The sequence below is a fragment of the Actinopolyspora alba genome, assembly GCF_900112765.1.
In the GTDB taxonomy this organism is placed as follows: domain Bacteria; phylum Actinomycetota; class Actinomycetes; order Mycobacteriales; family Pseudonocardiaceae; genus Actinopolyspora; species Actinopolyspora alba.
In genome coordinates, this window is record NZ_FOMZ01000010.1 from 64,996 (window position 1) to 81,607 (window position 16,612).

Below are 16,612 nucleotides of genomic sequence, written 5' to 3' on the forward strand. Positions count from 1 at the left end.
CACGGAACTCAGTTCGCGCCCCAGACGGCACCGTGCCGCTCGAAAGCCGCGCGCAGCGCTTCCCGCCAGTGCCGCAGCGGAGTGAGACCGCTCTCGGTCCACTGCCGGTCGGACAGCACCGAGAACGCGGGCCTGGGGGCCGGTCGCGGAACATCGGCCGTGGCGACCGGACGCACTCGGTCGGGATCGGCGCCCAGCTCCTCGAACACTGCCCTGGCGAACTCGTAGCGGCTCACGCTGCCGGTGTTGGTGCAGTGCAGCACCCGTGCCGCGGGCTGGTCCCTGCGCGCGACCGAGTCGGCCAGTTCCGACAGCCCACGAGCCAGGTCGGCGGTCCAGGTCGGTGAGCCGATCTGGTCCTCGGCAACCGAAACTGTCTCACGTTCGGCGCACAACCGGGCCATCGCGCTGACGAAGTTCGCTCCCCGCGCACCGTAGAGCCACGCGGTGCGCACCACCCAGGCGCGGGGATGAGCGGTCAGCACGGCCTGTTCACCCGCCAGCTTGGTGCTGCCGTACACGCTGCGCGGGCCGGTCTCGTCGGCAGGCTCGTAAGGCTCGACGGCATCACCGGCGAAGACGTAGTCGGTGGACACGTGCAGCAGCGGCATCCCGCGGTCACGGCACAGCTTGGCGAGTTCGGCCGGACCGCGCGTGTTGACCCGCTCCGCCGTCGCGCGGTCGGACTCGGCGTCGTCGACCGCGGTGTAGGCCGCCAGGTTGATGACCACCGGCCGCAGCCCCGCGTCGCTCGCGGCGTCGGCGAACGAGTCGACCGCGTCGGCGAGCATTCCGGAATCGGTGATGTCGAGTTCAGCGGAGCCGGGGGCGTGCAGCAACCCCGCCGAGCCCCGGCAGGCCGCCAGGTCGGCGCCGAGCTGGCCACGTCCTCCCGGGATCAGCAGTGCGGGTGGCGGCATCGACTTTCTCCTCGTCGTTCGGAATTCATGACTGGACCTGGTTACGTGGTCTGGTAGCCGTCACGTGACTCGGCGCCCCGCGCGGCGATTTCGCGAGAAATTGACGCACCCGAGGCCACACCGCACTACCGTCCCGACGATTTCGCGAGAAATCGACGCCGCACCGAAGTCGAACGGCGCGACCTCTCGCGGGTGGTCGAGCCGCGTACGTGGTGGTTGCGGCGCTGCCGCGCCGAGAAAACCGGCGGGCCCCGTACAGGAGAAGACATACGGAAGGACTTCGGCGGTGGGCTCGGAAGCCCGGGGCGTCGAGCTGCACTCGGGCGTCAGGCGTGCTTGAGCGGTTCCCACCAGGCACGGTTCCGTCGATACCACTCCACCGTCTCGGCGAGCCCCTCCCGCAGCGGGACCGTGGGGCTGTAGCCGAGCTCGTTGCTGATCTTGTCGTGGCGCAACGAGTAACGGCGGTCGTGCCCCTTGCGGTCGGTCACCGGCCGCACCATCGACCAGTCCGCACCCACTGCTTCCAGCAGCCTGGAAGTCAGCTCGGAATTGCTCAGCTCGGTACCGCCGCCGATGTTGTAGACCTCGCCCGGCTCACCGGATTCGGCTACCAGTTGTATTCCCCTGCAGTGATCGGCCACGTGCAACCAGTCGCGGACGTTGCCACCGTCGCCGTAGAGCGGGACCTCCTTGCCGTCCAGGAGGTTGGTCACGAACAGTGGGATCATTTTCTCGGGGTACTGGTAGGGACCGTAGTTGTTGGAGCAGCGTGTGACGCAGACCGGCAGTTCGTGGGTTCGATGATAGGCCCTGGCCAGCAGGTCCGCCCCGGCCTTGGAGGCGGAGTACGGCGAGTTCGGTTCCAGCGGATGGTCCTCGGACCAGGAACCCTCGGCTATGGAGCCGTAGACCTCGTCGGTGGAGACGTGCACGAACCTGGTGACCTCGGCCGAGACCGCCGCGCGCAGCAGGTTCTCGGTTCCGACGACGTTGGTCAGCACGAAGTCACCACCCGCCGTGATGGAACGATCCACGTGGGATTCGGCGGCGAAGTGCACCACCACATCGGTCCCCGGCAGCCACTCCGCGAGCAGTTCCGGATCGCGGACATCGCCCCGCACGAACCGCAGCCGGGGATGATCGGCCACTTCGGCCAGGTTCTCGGGGTTGCCCGCGTAGGTGAGCTTGTCCAGCACGACTACCTCGGCACCGTCGAAAGCCGGATACCCGCCCGTGAGCAGCTGCCGCACGTAGTACGAACCGATGAAACCGGCTCCGCCGGTGACCAGGACTTTCATGGCACCTTTCCCATCACGGTGTTCCGTCCGCGGCACGAGCCCGGGGCCGCGGCGGCCATCCGAGTCTGCCATGCGGTTCGGCGGGCGAACTCAGCTGATACGCAACCCAACGTGAACGCTATACGTCACCCGGAAGGGTATAGGCCACTTTTTCCCGCTACGAACCACGTACTGCCGTGATCAGCGTTAACCTACACACAGCAGCAAGGGCGGTGGACCTCCGTCGATGGCACCGCCCCGCTCAGGAACTCAAGGGGGATTCGGCGTGAACAACCGGCCACGACGAGCGGGTGGCCCGAACGGGCACGCCGGAAGGCCCGATTCCCGCCGGCCCCGCGACACCGGTGACCGCGCTGACGGCAGGCGGCCCGAGACCGGGGGGCGTTCCGCCGCACGAGCGGGACGGCAGCACGAAACCAGAAGTACGCACAGTAGCCAGCGGGAACAGCGACAGGGCCGACCGCGTGACCCCCGACAGCCCCCGCCGCCGAACGACGTGTGGGACCGGCGAGGCGGCCGGGGAGGTGGTCGCGGGGGCCGGGCCCGGATCGCTCCCCGGATTCTGGTGCTGCTGCTCTCGCTCGTCGTGCTGAGCACCACCGGATACGGCTGGGGCAAGGTCAGTCAGCTCGATTCCGGCCTGCGGGGCAACATCGACATCAACAACGAACGCGACTCGCCGGACGGCGCCACCGACATCCTGCTGATCGGCAACGACAGCCGCACCGACGCCCAGGGCAACCCGCTGCCGGACGAGGTGCTGCGCAAGCTCCGCGCGAGTGAAGGGGGCGGGCACCTGACCGACACGATGATCCTGCTGCGGATCCCCGACAACGGCAAACGCGCCCGCGCGGTCTCCTTCCCGCGCGACACCATGGTCGACATGGGCGAGTTCGGCGAGAACAAGCTCAACTCCGCGCTGAACCGGAAGCGCGTGGCGAAGCGGGAGGAACTGGAAGCGCAGGGGATCACCGACGAGAAGAAACTGAACAGGTTGTCCGAGAAGGCCGGCAAGGAGTTCCTGATGGAGACCATCGAGGACTTCGCCGGCGTGACGATCGAACACTACGCGGAAGTGAACCTGCTCGGTTTCTACAAACTCACCGAAGTGGTGGGTGGCGTCAAGGTGTGTCTGAAGAACGCGGTGGACGACCCGTACTCCGGTGCCGACTTCTCCGCCGGGGTGCACACCCTCTCCAAGGGGGACGCACTGGCCTTCGTCCGACAGCGGCACGGGCTGCCCAGGGGTGACCTCGACCGGATAGCGCGACAGCAGGTTTTCATGTCGGGCCTGGCCGAGAAGATGCTCTCGGCGGGCATGCTCAGCAACCCCGGCAAGCTGAACGATCTGTTCAAGGCGTTGCAGGACTCCATCACACTGGACAAGAACTGGGACGTGCTGTCCTTCGCGAAGCAGATGCAGGGAATGGCCGCCGGTGACATCAAGTTCTACACCATCCCCGTGGAGATGAACGGCCCCAGCTCGGGGCTGCGCGCCGATCCCGACGAGGTGAAGCGGTTCGTCGACAACCTGCTGCTGTCACAGCGGAAACGCGAACAGGCGCGGCAGGACGCCGAACAGGCCGAAGAGCTGCGCGCCGACACCGAGGTCAACGTCTACAACGCCTCGGGCGTATCGGGCCTGGCCGGACGTGTGCTGGAGGACCTCGCCGAGAAGGGGTTCGACAGCGGGGTCGCGGCCAACGCGGAGAGCATGATGTCGGACTCGGTGGTGCGCTACACCTCCGGGACCGAGCGGGCCGCGAAGCTGGCTGCATCGGACCTCGGGGGCGTGCCGGTGGAAGCGGGTGAGGACGTGGCAGCGGGCACCGTCTCGGTGTATCTGGGGGACGACTACACCGGCCCCGGCACCCGCCGGTTCACCGGCGAAGGTGCTGTACGGCTGGACGGCACGGCACTGGCGCAGGATTCGGAGACCGAGCCGAGCACCGGCAAGCAGCCGATCACGGCGGGAGGAGTTCGCTGCGTGAACTGACCCAGCTGCTTCGGTGTACACCGGGGCCGGCCGCGATCGGCCGAGCAGCGGCGACACGACACCGATAATCGAAATATCCTCACATGGACGCTGTCTCCGCACGTTAACCTTGGACTCCCGGTTCCACACGCTGATCCGGAGTTCGGTGTGCGCCACTTTCCGGAGTGCGATGTGGCGTGTCGCGGTCCCGACGTGACCACCGAAGGGAAAACGGCCGCTTTCCAGGAGGACCCAAGTGGACGAGCCCGACACGCACGCGACGTCGTCGGAGGAACCGCGCGACGAGGACGCGGCGGCCGGTGACGCGGAGTCGGACTCGGAGCTCCCGGAGAACGAGGCGGAGAGCATTTCGGACAACGACGGGGAGGCAGCGGCTTCGCATGTTCCCGAGGCCGTCACCTCGGTCGGGGAAACGGCGACCGCCGGTGGCCGCGGCAGCCGTGTGCTGCGCGGCACGGTCCGGATCACGATGCGCTCCCTGCTGGTGCTCGCCTCGGTCGTGACACTGGCCGGGACCGGACTGGGCTGGGCCGCGCTGGGAATGCTGGAGAACCAGTCCAACAAGGTCGACCTGCGAACCGGTGACTCGACCCGGCGGATGCCGGCGGACACCGCGACCGACATCCTGCTCGTGGGAAGCGACAGTCGTACCGACGCCCAGGGCAACCCGCTGCCGGACGAGGTGTTGGACATGCTGCGCACCGAGTCGGCCAGCGGGCTGAACACGGACACGATCATCCTGCTGCGGGTGCCCGACGACGGAACGGCCTCCACCGCCATCTCGATACCCCGCGACACGGCGGTACAGCGCTCCGGGGAGGCCAGGAAGATCAACGGGATTTACGGGCTCACCAAGACCGCCAGGGAGGACGAGCTGCGCGCCACCGGTGACCACACCGCGGCGGAGATCGAGAAGCTGTCCAAGCGGGCGGGAATCCGCGCGTTGACCAGCGCCGTGGAGTCGTTGACGGGCGTCGGGGTGGATCACTACGCCGAGGTGAACCTCCTGGGGTTCTACGAGGTCACCAAGGCCCTGGGCGGGGTGCGGGTCTGTCTGAAACGCGCTACCAGCGACGAGAACTCCGGCGCCGAGTTCCCGGCGGGCGAGCAGACGATCTCCGGTGGTGACGCGCTGGCGTTCGTCCGGCAGCGCCACGGCCTGCCCAACGGCGACCTGGACCGGATCGTGCGGCAGCAGGTGTTCATGGCCGCCGTCGCGGACAAGGTGCTCTCCAGCGGAACCCTGACGGACACCGGCAAGCTCCGCGACCTGATGGACGCGGCCCGCAAATCGGTGGTGCTGGACAGCGACTGGCGAGTGCTGGACTTCGTGCGACGGATGCAGTCACTGGCCTCCGGCGACATCGGCTTCGTGACCATCCCGGTCGAGGACACCACGGCACGCAACTCCGCGGGGCGCAGCATCGTCAGCGTCGACGAGGAACGGGTGCACGAGTTCGTCGCGGGCTTCGGCCACGACGTCGCCGGGACCACTTCGGACCCGAACAACGGTTCGCCCGGTGCGTCGTCCCAACCCGGTTCCACCCAGCACCAACCCGGTTCATCCCAGTCCCGGCCCGGTTCGACCGAACCGACGCATCGGATGACCGGGGAGCCACTGGTACGGCTGGACGGCGTGCGGGCCGCGCGGACCGCTCGGGCGGAAGCCACGCAGCGGGAGATCACCGCCGAGGGGATTCCCTGCGTCCACTGACAACGGCTTCCCGCCCTGGCACGGCGGAGAGCGAGCGGCTCCCTTGCCGGGGCGACTCCCTCAGCTGCAGGTGGAGACATCGAGTAGGCGCCCGCCCCGGTGGGTTAGCCTGCCCCCATGAGCGTCACCGCGACCCTGCTGTCACCCCTGCTTACCAACGGATCCGCGCGCCCGCTGATCACGCACTACGACGAGGCCGCGGGAGGCAGGATCGAGCTCTCCCGCGCCACGGTGGGCAACTGGGCCGCGAAAACGGCCAACTGGCTGACCGAGGAGCTCGACCTCGAACCGGGCATGTCGGTGGCCGTTCGGCTGCCCGCCCACTGGCAGACCGCCGGTATCCTGCTCGGCGCCTGGTGGTGCGGTGCTCGCGTGACGGACTCCCCTGCCGGAGCCGAGGCGGCGTTCGTCCCGGGACAACGGGTTTCCGAGGGCAGCGGAGCGCACACCGTCGTCGCGGTGGGGCTGGACGCCCTCGGGGGATCCGTGGCGGGACTCGAAGACAAGGTGTTGGACTACGCCTCCGAGGTGCGGATACGCGGTGACGAGTTCAGCCCGCTGCTGCCGGTTCCCGGCGACACCCCCGCGTTGTTCGACTCCACCGTGGACGAGGTGATCGAGGCGGCGCGGCGGAGTGCCGCGAGCTCGGGCATCGGCGAACAGGACCGGGTACTTTCCACGCTGGACTGGAAGCTCCCGGACGGGGCGGTGGACGGCCTGCTGGCGGTGCTGTCCGCGCGGGCATCACTGGTACAGCTCACCGGCCTGCCGGAGAGCGGGAACACCGAGCTGCTGAACAAACGTCGCTCCGACGAGAAGATCACGGTGGAGCTGGGCGCAGAGGACTGACGGGACGACAAAACCGGATCCGACACGTCTCGCAATTTGCATTACTCGCAAGTAGCATCAGGGTGTGTCAGATGCGACGCGGACGCTGTTCGAGACCGACGGGACCGGATTCGTCCCTACCGAGGCCGCGGGCAACCCCTGGGGCGAACTGACCGGGGGCGGGCCGGTGGCGGGACTGCTGGCGCGCGCCATCGAGCGCGCGGCGGCCGATCCCGAGCTGTTCGTGGCCCGGATGACCTTCGACCTGATGCGTCCGGTTCCCCGCGAACACGTGGCGGTATCGACCCGCACCCTGCGGTCGGGCAAACGCCTCCAGGTGATCGAAGCGGAGCTGAACAGGGGTGAAGAGACGCTCACCCGGGCGACCGCCCAGTTGCTGCGGCGCAGCGAGCTGGACGGGTCGAACTCCACGTCGGTTCCGCCGTTCACCGGCCCGGACGGGATCGCCGACGGATCGCTGATCCCTCCCGAACTCGGGTTGCGCTGGGGAGTGCACGACGTGGTCGACGTGCGGTGGATCGACGACCAGAGCAGCCCGGACGCCAGCAGGGTGTGGATGCGGATGCCGGTGCCGCTGTTGCCGACCGAGCCGATGACCCCGCTGGTGCACACCGCCACCCTGGTGGACTGCATCAGCGCGGCCAGCCCGATAGGCGAGCTGTTCGGCCCCTGGATCAACACCGACATCACCTGCTACCTGCATCGTGAGCTGGCAGGCGAATGGCTCGGTATGGAGATCCGGCGGGACGTCGAGACCAGCGGCATCGGGGTGGCACGAGCGCGGCTGTTCGACACCTACGGCCCGATCGGCACGGCCCAGGAAGCGGTCCTCGTCAACGAGCTCGGTTGAGTGGGGCTTCCCGGTTCCGCACGGGGTTGACTCTCCTACTCCCCGCCCGCGACCCGCTCACGCAGCGCGGAGTCCTTGTCCAGCACCTTGGTCTCCAGCTCGTCCTGGAACCGGCTCATCCGGTCGCGCAGTCGCGCACCGAGCTCTCCCGAGTCGGCGGCCAGCGTGCGCACGGCGAGCAGCCCGGCGTTGCGGGCGCCACCGACTGACACGGTCGCCACCGGGATACCGGCGGGCATCTGCACTATGGACAGCAGCGAGTCCATCCCGTCCAGGTACTTCAGCGGCACCGGAACACCGATCACCGGCAGCACGGTGGCCGAGGCGACCATGCCGGGAAGGTGAGCGGCACCGCCCGCCCCGGCGATGACGACCCGGATCCCGCGGTCGGCCGCGCCGCCCGCGTAGTCCAGCATCCGCTGCGGGGTGCGGTGCGCCGAGTACACGCCCACCTCGTAGGGGACGTCGAACTCGCGCAACGCCTCCCCCGCTTCGCGCATCACCGACCAGTCCGAATCGCTGCCCATCACCAGACCCACCAGCGGCGTCCGCTCGTCGGACTCCACCAACGCTTCCTCCCGAGGTCGTCGAAATCGCTTTCCCGGCGAGCCTAGATGCCCGGACGCGAGTTCGGTCGGGCGGTGGAAACCAGCGGGGAGCCGCTACTGGTGGTCCTGCGGTGCCGCCAGGGTCTGCTGCTCGGTCACGGTCGCCAACGCGTCGACGCAGGCACGGATCGCCGGGCGCTCGGAGTCGGTACGCCAGACGGCGAGCACCTGCCGCTGCAGCACCGGTCTGGTTCGCACCACCGCTACTCCGCCGGGCACCGAGTCGCGGGCCAGTCTGGGCACCAGCGCCGCCGCGAGATTGGCGGCCACCAGTTCGAGCTGGGTGGGATACCCCGCGACGTTGCAGGTGATGCGCGGCTCGAACTCCTGGGCCCGCAGGGTCTGCACCAACCACTCGTGGCAGGCGGTCCCGGTGGCCCAGCTCACCCACGGCGTGTCGGCAAGTTCGTGCAGCGAGACCGTGGTGCGGTGGGCGAGCCGGTGCTGCTCCGGCAGCGCGACGTCGGCGGTGTCGGTGCACAACCTGCGGTAGCCGACCTCGGCGGGCAGCTGCGCGGGGAGCCGGTCCCAGCTCTCCAGCACCGCCAGGTCGAGGTCTCGCCCCACCAGGGCGGGCAGGGTCTCCTCGGCCTCACCCTCGCGCAGCGTCACCTCCAACCGTGGGTGCCTGCGGTGCAGCGCGCTCAACGCACCGGGAACCACCGCTCGCAGCACGGTGGAGATCGAGCCGATGCGCAGCGGACCGAGGATCTCCTCGCTGAGGCCGTCGAGGTCGGACTGCGCCTCCGACATCCGCGAGAGGATCTCCGAGGCGTGCTTGGCCAGCACGTGACCCGCGGCTGTGAGGCGGACACCGCGACCGTGCTGCTCCAGCAGCTGGTGTCCTGCCTCACGTTCCAGCTTGGCGAGCTGCTGCGAGACGCCGGAGGGAGTCACGTGCAGCACCGACGCTGCCAGCGCCACGGATCCGTGCGCTGCGACGGCGTGCAACGCACGGAGTCGCTCCACGTTGAACACGGAAGTGATACTACCGAATTCCGACCAGAAACATTCGATTGTGCTGAATATTTTCGACCCGCATCGTTGAAGTCATGACCACCCCCGACACCGAACGACGTCCTGCCGAACGCGCCAGCGCCCCCGACGCACGACTGGTACTGACGATCGGTGCCACGATCCTGTCGGGCTCCGCGCTGTTCATGCAGCTGTCCGGAACGACGGCGGGCACGGCGGCGTTCTACCGCTGCCTGCTCGCACTGCCGGTGCTGCTTCCGCTGGCACTGCTCGAACGGCGCCGACTCGGCGGCCGGGCTTTCCGGTGGCAGGCGCTGGATCTGCTGGCGGGGTTCTTCCTGGGACTGGACCTGGTGCTGTGGGGTGAGTCCATCGTCAACATCGGCACCGGCATCGCCACGGTGCTCAACAACGTCCAGGTGCTGGCCGCACCGATGCTGGCGCTGCTGATCACCCGTGAACGACTCTCGACGGGTTTCCTGCTGGCCACACCGGTGATGCTCGCCGGGGTTGCGCTGGTGGGCGGCGTAGCGGACAGCCAAGCCTTCGGCGATGCCCCCGCCTACGGCGCGCTGCTGGGAGCCGCTTCGGGAGTGGCCTACGGCGGCTATCTCTTCCTGCTGCGACTGGGCGGTACGCGACACGCCAGGCACCGCTTCTCGCCGGTCTGCCTCGCCTCCGCCTCCGCCGCCGCCACCGCGCTGCTGCTCGGCGGACCGTGGCAGGGCGTGGAACTGGCGGTAGATTGGCCCGCCCTGGGCTGGCTGGCCGCGCTCGCACTCTCGTCACAGGTGACGGGCCTACTGGTGGTGGGGTCGGCGCTGCCTCGGGTGCCGAGCAGCGTCGGCAGCACCCTGTTGCTGCTGCAACCGGTGCTGGCCGTGTTGTGGGGAGTGCTGCTGCTCGGGGAATCACCCACGTGGTGGCAGCTGCTGGGATGCGCACTGGTGGTGGGGACGGTCTGGTTCACCAGCCGTCGGGTGCGCTCCTGACGCACCACGAGCTGCGGTGGTCCGGGGCTGCCCCCGGGCCGCGAGGCCCGAGGACAGCGAACTTCGATCAGGAGGATCCGCCACCGTCACTGCTGCCCCAGTTGCACTTGTGCCGCGTCGGGTTGTCCGTCTTCCAGTCCGGGTTGGAGAAACGGTCGGACTCCATGTTCCACTCCGGCTCCTTGCGACCGAACGCGGCGTGGCAGTCGAACTGCTGGCGCAGGGTGTCCCGGTTCGGGAAGCTCACGCAGTTCCGCAGATCACCCCAGGCCACCCCGACCGAGGGGTGGGGGACGCGCAGGGCGTGCGACGGGACCATGTTGACCTTGAACATGTCACCCCTGTTGTCCACCGACGCCTTGTTGATCAGCAGGCTGCCGCAGGAACGCCAGCCCTGGTCCGGTGGCAGCGGGGCGGCTTGTGCCTGACCCGCGGCCGGTCCCGCACCCAGCAGTGTGGCGGCCAACGTGGTGACCGCCACGAGTGCGAACCGTTTCGTCGCGCGGGCGGTCCTGGTGGATCCGAGCATCTTTACGCTCCTCACGCTTTCGGCAGACGCGGTGTTTCACCGATGTCGGTCGAGCACGGAAGCGAATCGCCGGAGCAGGCCGTCCCGATTCGGGGAGACGGCCGCGAACCTCGGAGGACGTCCGACACTCACAGCGATACCTCGTAACACTCGATGACCGCCGCTGGTTCTAACAAGTCCGAATCACACGGAAAACCACGTTCGCCACATCGGATCGGTTCAGATGTGGATCTCATCGGATCCGGTTACCACGGAAAGAGCAGAGCAGCCGCCGGACCGAATGAAGGTTACGCGGGGAAGAGCTCAACCATCTCGCAATGCTGCCACGAACTCGCGCCACCGTAACGGGTCGAACACCAGCACCGGCGAGGCATCACCCCGTTTGCTGTCCCGCACACCAACCACGTCGAGTGCCGAAGCGACCTCTACACAGTCGCGCTCCGGATCGCTGCGACTGGACTTGCGCCATGTGCTTCCGCTCCACAGCGCCGAACCGATGCCGCCATCACTCGGCCCGGGCGTCAATTTCTCGCGAAATCGCCGCGCCGGAGCAACGCGGGCCGCAGCTTCCGCACACCCGTCATGCGGGCAAGCAGCGCGGTTGCCCCCGGTGCGTGAGTCGGATGCATCGCGAGGCCGGGCCGCTCGCCGCGTAGGTCGCTACTCAAGAGCCGGTCCAACGCGGCAAGGCGCCGACTCACGTGCCGGCTAACCAACCACGTCGAGGAGCGGGTCCAACACGGTATCCATCAGTGGATGGAGTAACCATCGGGCCACTCGGCGTGCGCGAGCCAGTGCGCGGCCAGCCGCGCCCGCTCGCTGACCTCGTCCATCCGCTCGCCGAGCATGTTGACGTGGCCGACCTTGCGTCCGGGCCGCTCGGTCTTGCCGTAGAGGTGCAGCTTGGCCCCGGGGAAACGCGCGAACAGGTGATGCACCCGTTCGTCCACGCTCATCCGCGGCTCGGTGGGGGCGGCCAGGATGTTGCCCATCGCCACGGCGGGCGCGGTCAGCTCGGTGGTACCCAGCGGGTAGTCCAGCACGGCCCGCAGGTGCTGCTCGAACTGCGAGGTCCGCGACCCGTCGATGCTGAAGTGTCCGGAGTTGTGCGGTCGCATCGCCAGTTCGTTGATCACCAGGCCGTCCGCGGTCTCGAACATCTCCACCGCGAGAACGCCGACCACGCCCAACTCTTCGGCGATGCGCAGCGCGATGTCCTGCGCCCGCTGCGTCAGCTCCTCGGAGGCGTCGGGCGCCGGGGCGAGCACTCGCACGCAGATGCCCTCGGACTGCACGGTCTCCACCACCGGCCAGGCACCCCCCTGCCCGAACGGCGAGCGGGCGACGAGCACCGCGAGTTCCCTGCGCAGCGCCACCCGCTGCTCGACCAGCAGCGGCGCCCCGGCATCGAGCAGTTCGGCGGTGGTGCGGCGCGCGCCGTCCGGTGTGTCCAGCACCCACACACCCTTGCCGTCGTACCCACCGCGCGCGGTCTTGAGCACGCAGGGCCAACCGTGGGCGGCGCCGAACTCCAGCACGTCGGTGACGCTGCCGACCTCCGCGAACGGGGGTACCGGCAGTTCGAGGTCACGCAGCTTGCGTCGCATCACGAGCTTGTCCTGGGCGTGCAGCAGCGCGTCCGGCCCGGGGTGCACCGCCACGCCTTCGGCGGCGAGCGCCCGCAGGTGCTCGTTGGGGACGTGTTCGTGGTCGAACGTGACGGCGTCGCAGCCTTCGGCGAACGTGCGCAGCGCGGCGAGGTCGGTGTGCGAACCGATCTCGATGTTCGGCGCGACCAGTGCGGCCGATTCGTCCGGGGAGGCCGCCAACACCTTCAGCGATTGACCGAGCCCGATGGCGGCCTGGTGTGTCATGCGCGCGAGTTGACCGCCACCGACCATGCCGACGACGGGAGTTGCAGTGCGGTGGTCCACAGCCCGGATAGCCTACCCGTTCGAGGGACCGGACCGAGCGTCGGTATCCCCACCGCAACTCCCCCGCCGCGGGTTCGACAACGCGATCAGCGACTCAGCGGAGCGAGGTGAGCAGTTCGCAGGCTCCCGAGTACTCGGTCGGCAGCGGCGACCGGCGAATTCGCACGGCGCTGCCGGAGTCGTCCAGTGCCCGCGCCAGCTCCGGATCGGCCAGCACGCGCTCGTTGATCGCGGTCTCGGCGCGGGAACAGCGTTCCGCCAGCCGCGTGTCGTCCCGCGTGAGCACCACGGGTGTGGACTCGCGCAGCAATGACACGGTTTCACCGGCGTCGAACACGTCCCGCAGCACATCGGCGGCCAGCACCACCGCCATCAGCCGCGCCCACCGGTGATCGTCCCCCGGCAGCCGGAGCGTGACGACGAGCAGCGCGTAGCTGTCCCGTCCGGGAGACGTTGCCGACCCGGCTCCGGCGGCCCGGGTCTCGCGGTACACCTCGTACAGCCGCATCCGCAGGTAGGACAGCGTGCTCAGCCCGGTCAGCGCGTCGGTGACCTCCCGGGCCGCCGAGCGGCCCGCGACCACGTCGGCCCATGCCAGCGCGGCGCGGCGCAGCAACCACGTGGGGACGTCGTCGCACTCCTCGCTGACCAGGGCGGTGCCGGTGTCCTCACGCGAGAGCACGGCGTGCAGCACTCCCAGGTCCCGCAGGGTCTCGTCCAGCCCGATCCCGGAATCCGCCCGCTGCGCCGCGAGTTCATCGACCGCGTCCCCCGGATCGTCGCCGATTATCACGGCCTCGCACACCCGGTCGACCGCGGGACAGGCCCAGTCGCCGGGAAACGGCCAGCCGGAGGCCAGCGTCGCGCCACGCCACCGGGACCGCAACGCGCGGTAGCGTTCCGCCCCACCCGCAACGCTCGTCGCGCGACCGGACGGGATCGCCCGCGCACCGAGCTGCCCAGGATTCGAGCCGCGCTGCCCCGGATTCGAATCCCGCGGTTGCGACGTTCCGGGGTCGTTCGATTCCCCGCCACATCTCGACTGTTCGGGTGATTGCTCCCTCGGAGGTTCCATTCTTCCTCCCCTTCTGGTGACTCCCCGCCGTGGGGACGCCTCGGGGAGTGGTCCGTGACGGTGATTCGAATAGCGTTCACCCGGAGAGTTCGATCACAATAACCGCTGAGTACAGTGCTGATCACGCCGCGGACACGCCGCGAGCCGTCATCGACACACACCGAGGGGAGCGTACGGCGTGGGCACGGATCCGAACGAGTTCGAGGACGCGGGTGACAACGAGCTGATCGAAGCCGTTCGCGGAGGTTCCACCGCAGCGTACGGAGTGCTCTACGAGCGCCACAGTGTCGCGGCCCACAGCATGGCTCGCCAGGTGGCCAACGACTCGTCGGAAGCGGACGACCTCGTTTCCGAGGCGTTCGCGAAAGTACTCACCGGGCTGCGTTCCGGACACGGGCCGAACACGGCGTTCCGGGCCTACCTCCTCACGGCGGTCCGCCGTACGGCCTACGACCGCACCCGCAAGGAGCGCAGAGTGCGGTACTCGGCCGACGTGGGTGCCGAGGACGGCGCGGACGTGAGCGTGCCGTTCACCGACACGGCGGTGGCGGGCCTGGAACGCTCACTGGCCGCGCAGGCGTTCAACAGGCTGCCCGAACGCTGGCAGACGGTGTTGTGGCACCTGGAGATCGAGGGCGAGTCACCGTCCGAGGTGGCCCCGGTCCTGGGGCTGACATCCAACGGCGTCTCGGCGCTGGCCTACCGGGCGCGCGAGGGGTTACGACAGGCATACCTGCAGGTCCACCTCGGTCAGCTGGAATCCGACGAGGCGGAGTCGCAGCAGTGCCGCGCCACCGTCGAGCGGCTGGGCTCCTGGACCAGGGGCGGGCTGTCCAAACGGGAGTCAGCGCAGGTGGACACGCACCTGGACTCCTGCACGAGCTGTCGTGCGCTGTCCGCCGAGCTGGGCGACGTCAACGGCGGTCTGCGGCTGGTGGTCGCGCCGTTCGTCCTCGGCACCAGCGCGGCGGGATATCTGGCGGGCAACTCGGGAACGGCCGCCGCGGCCGGATTCGCCGCCGCCGGAGGTGCGGGAGGTACGGGCGCCGCCGGTGCTGTCGGGGCGGCGAGCTCACTGCCCCGGCAGATCGTGGGTACGACCGCCTCGACCGCCGCGATGGTCGTCGCGGTGGCTCTCGGCCTGGCGGCGGGTGACCAACAACCGAATCCCGCGGCCGCCGCGCCCCCCACCTCGGAACAACCCCCGCCGCGCCCCGAACCGCCCGCACCGGAGCAGCCGACGCGGCAGCCCTCCGAGCCACGACCTTCGCCACGCCCCTCCCCCGAACCGAGCCCGCCTCCCGAGAAGTCTCCCCAGCCGGCACCCGAGCCGGGAGAGCCGAACCTCGTTGCGTCCGGGCCGGGACAACCGGTGCACCTGATCGCGGGTGGTGATCCCGCGGAGCTGCCCATCACGATCGGCAACAACGGGGCGGGAATCTCCGAACCGATCACGGTGCGTCTCGCGCTGCCGAGGGGAATCAGCGCCCGTCTCCCCGGCGTGAGCAATGGCTCGGGAGCCGCCGGGCAACCGGGCAGCGGCGCCGCGAGCACCGAACCGGCATGGGCGGCAGCACGTTCGGCGAGCGCGCGAAACGCGGTGGTCCCGGCGAGCACGGGGAACAGCGCGGACGGAGCGCTCCGGGCCGAGCCAGCGGTGTCCGGTTCGAACGGGACCGGTCCCGGCCTCGGTTGTACTTCCGAGGGACGCTCCATGACCTGCACCACCGAACGCGGGCTGCGGGCAGGCGAGGAGCTGCCGCTGGACTTCCGGGTTCGCGCGGACAGCACCGCGCGCAGCGGCGAGGTGACGGTGAACATCACGAGCGCGGGCGGGCTCTCGCTCTCGCTGGCCGAGGTGCGTGTCCGGGTGAAGCCAAGCACCGAACCGGGCATAGCGCTCACGACGGACAGCTGGAGCGGGGCGTTTCCCTGGAGCGGCTCGCGAGTGCGCGCGCACGCCCGCAACACCGGGGACACCACCGGAACGGCACGGGTGGTGTTCGAACTGCCGGAGGGCACCCGAGCTGTGACGATCCCCTCGGGATGCGAACGCGTGGGTTCGACGGTGCGGTGCTCGGAGCGCCTGCGGCCCACCGAGACCACCGAATTCGCGGTGTGGCTGTGCGACTCCCGCTGGCTGTCCGCACGCCCGCTGTCCGAGGAGGGACTGCTCGACGAGTCGGCGACCGAGTGGTCGCGTCCGACCCGGATCACGGTCAGCGCCGAACTGTCCGACGCCCGCGACAGCGAGCGAGTCACCCTGGAACCGTGGTGGTCCCGGCTGCCGGGCTACTGGAAACTCCCGGAACACTGGAACACGCCGGAGGGCTGGAACACATCGAAGGACCGGGCGCCCACCGAGCAACGGCCGAGCGGGTCGGACGACGGCGGCTCGGACAGTGGTGCCCCGCAGGACTCCGAGAACGGCAGGGAACCGGCGAGTTCGGACTCCGGTCCCGACGGACCGCCCGACCCGAGCACGGAGCCCGGTACCGCCCCGGAGGCACCGAACGGAAACGGCGCGGGACGGTCCGGCGGTTCCCCGCACGAGAACTCCCCCGTTCCCGAGCCCCCGGGATCCGAGGCGAGCACGCCGACACCGCCGACGCCGGAACACGAGGGAACGAGCGGCCCCGAACCGGCCGAAGCCACCGAGGAACCGGAGTCGCAATCGCCGGAGTCCTCCGAGGGCAGCGCGAAACGGGAGCCGGAGGAGTCGGACGACGAGGACTCGTCCGGGTTCGACCTGGAGAAGTTCCTCGACGGGCTGCCCTACGTCGGAGCCTCGGACTGAACCCACCGTGGCCGTGCCCCGGTCCGGCGCGGCGATCTCGCGAGGAATTGACACCCCGGAGGCTCCGGGGTT

At 69.3% G+C, this 16,612-nt stretch carries 14 protein-coding genes; 6 read left to right on the plus strand and 8 right to left on the minus strand.

All coding sequences use genetic code 11. The features are described 5' to 3' along the window. Positions 1-8: 8 nt before the first annotated feature. Both rfbD and rfbB read right to left on the minus strand, forming a co-directional pair. Positions 9-920 (minus strand): dTDP-4-dehydrorhamnose reductase, encoded by a 912-nt coding sequence (gene rfbD / locus BM150_RS16060; protein ID WP_092928111.1) that lies wholly within the window; start codon positions 918-920, stop codon positions 9-11. Positions 921-1,246: 326 nt separating this feature from the next. Then, positions 1,247-2,221 carry a dTDP-glucose 4,6-dehydratase gene (gene rfbB / locus BM150_RS16065; RefSeq protein ID WP_092928112.1) on the minus strand — a complete coding sequence of 325 codons (975 nt, stop codon included), beginning with the start codon at positions 2,219-2,221 and terminating at the stop codon, positions 1,247-1,249. 565 nt (positions 2,222-2,786) lie between these two features. Here rfbB and BM150_RS16070 point away from each other — a divergent pair. The 4 genes from BM150_RS16070 (at position 2,787) to BM150_RS16085 (ending at position 7,630) form a co-directional block, all read left to right on the plus strand. Next, positions 2,787-4,217: an LCP family protein gene (locus BM150_RS16070; protein WP_245755530.1), complete on the plus strand. Its 1,431-nt coding sequence runs from the start codon at positions 2,787-2,789 to the stop codon at positions 4,215-4,217. 235 nt (positions 4,218-4,452) lie between these two features. After that, positions 4,453-5,931, plus strand: coding sequence for an LCP family protein (locus BM150_RS16075; RefSeq protein WP_092928114.1), 1,479 nt, complete (start codon positions 4,453-4,455; stop codon positions 5,929-5,931). 117 nt (positions 5,932-6,048) lie between these two features. Then, on the plus strand, positions 6,049-6,780 hold the full coding sequence (locus tag BM150_RS16080; protein WP_092928115.1) for a TIGR03089 family protein: 732 nt from the start codon (positions 6,049-6,051) through the stop codon (positions 6,778-6,780). Between the two features lie 64 nt (positions 6,781-6,844). Beyond that, entirely contained in the window at positions 6,845-7,630 is a 786-nt protein-coding gene (locus BM150_RS16085) for a thioesterase family protein (protein WP_092928116.1), read from the plus strand. A 35-nt stretch (positions 7,631-7,665) separates the two neighbouring features. Here the strand turns inward: BM150_RS16085 and purE are convergent, their stop codons facing one another. Together purE and BM150_RS16095 are read right to left on the minus strand one after the other, a co-directional pair. After that, positions 7,666-8,157: a 5-(carboxyamino)imidazole ribonucleotide mutase gene (purE, locus tag BM150_RS16090; protein WP_092928238.1), complete on the minus strand. Its 492-nt coding sequence runs from the start codon at positions 8,155-8,157 to the stop codon at positions 7,666-7,668. Positions 8,158-8,292: 135 nt separating this feature from the next. After that, entirely contained in the window at positions 8,293-9,216 is a 924-nt protein-coding gene (locus BM150_RS16095; RefSeq protein WP_092928117.1) for a LysR family transcriptional regulator, read from the minus strand. Between the two features lie 74 nt (positions 9,217-9,290). Here BM150_RS16095 and BM150_RS16100 point away from each other — a divergent pair, with 74 nt between their 5' ends. Continuing rightward, on the plus strand, positions 9,291-10,205 hold the full coding sequence (locus BM150_RS16100) for a DMT family transporter (protein WP_092928118.1): 915 nt from the start codon (positions 9,291-9,293) through the stop codon (positions 10,203-10,205). A gap of 67 nt (positions 10,206-10,272) precedes the next feature. Here the strand turns inward: BM150_RS16100 and BM150_RS16105 are convergent, their stop codons facing one another. The 4 genes from BM150_RS16105 to BM150_RS16120 form a co-directional block, all read right to left on the minus strand. Further along, positions 10,273-10,734, minus strand: coding sequence for a DUF2599 domain-containing protein (locus BM150_RS16105; protein WP_092928119.1), 462 nt, complete (start codon positions 10,732-10,734; stop codon positions 10,273-10,275). A 303-nt stretch (positions 10,735-11,037) separates the two neighbouring features. Next, on the minus strand, positions 11,038-11,259 hold the full coding sequence (locus tag BM150_RS16110) for a DUF397 domain-containing protein (RefSeq protein ID WP_245755532.1): 222 nt from the start codon (positions 11,257-11,259) through the stop codon (positions 11,038-11,040). A gap of 224 nt (positions 11,260-11,483) precedes the next feature. After that, positions 11,484-12,668 carry a 5-(carboxyamino)imidazole ribonucleotide synthase gene (locus tag BM150_RS16115; RefSeq protein ID WP_092928120.1) on the minus strand — a complete coding sequence of 395 codons (1,185 nt, stop codon included), beginning with the start codon at positions 12,666-12,668 and terminating at the stop codon, positions 11,484-11,486. A 94-nt stretch (positions 12,669-12,762) separates the two neighbouring features. Then, positions 12,763-13,554 (minus strand): hypothetical protein, encoded by a 792-nt coding sequence (locus BM150_RS16120; protein WP_092928121.1) that lies wholly within the window; start codon positions 13,552-13,554, stop codon positions 12,763-12,765. A 367-nt stretch (positions 13,555-13,921) separates the two neighbouring features. Between BM150_RS16120 and BM150_RS16125 the strand changes: the two genes are divergently transcribed. After that, complete coding sequence (locus BM150_RS16125; protein WP_092928122.1) at positions 13,922-16,540, plus strand: sigma-70 family RNA polymerase sigma factor; 2,619 nt, start codon at positions 13,922-13,924, stop codon at positions 16,538-16,540. The last annotated feature ends 72 nt before the right edge of the window (positions 16,541-16,612 follow it).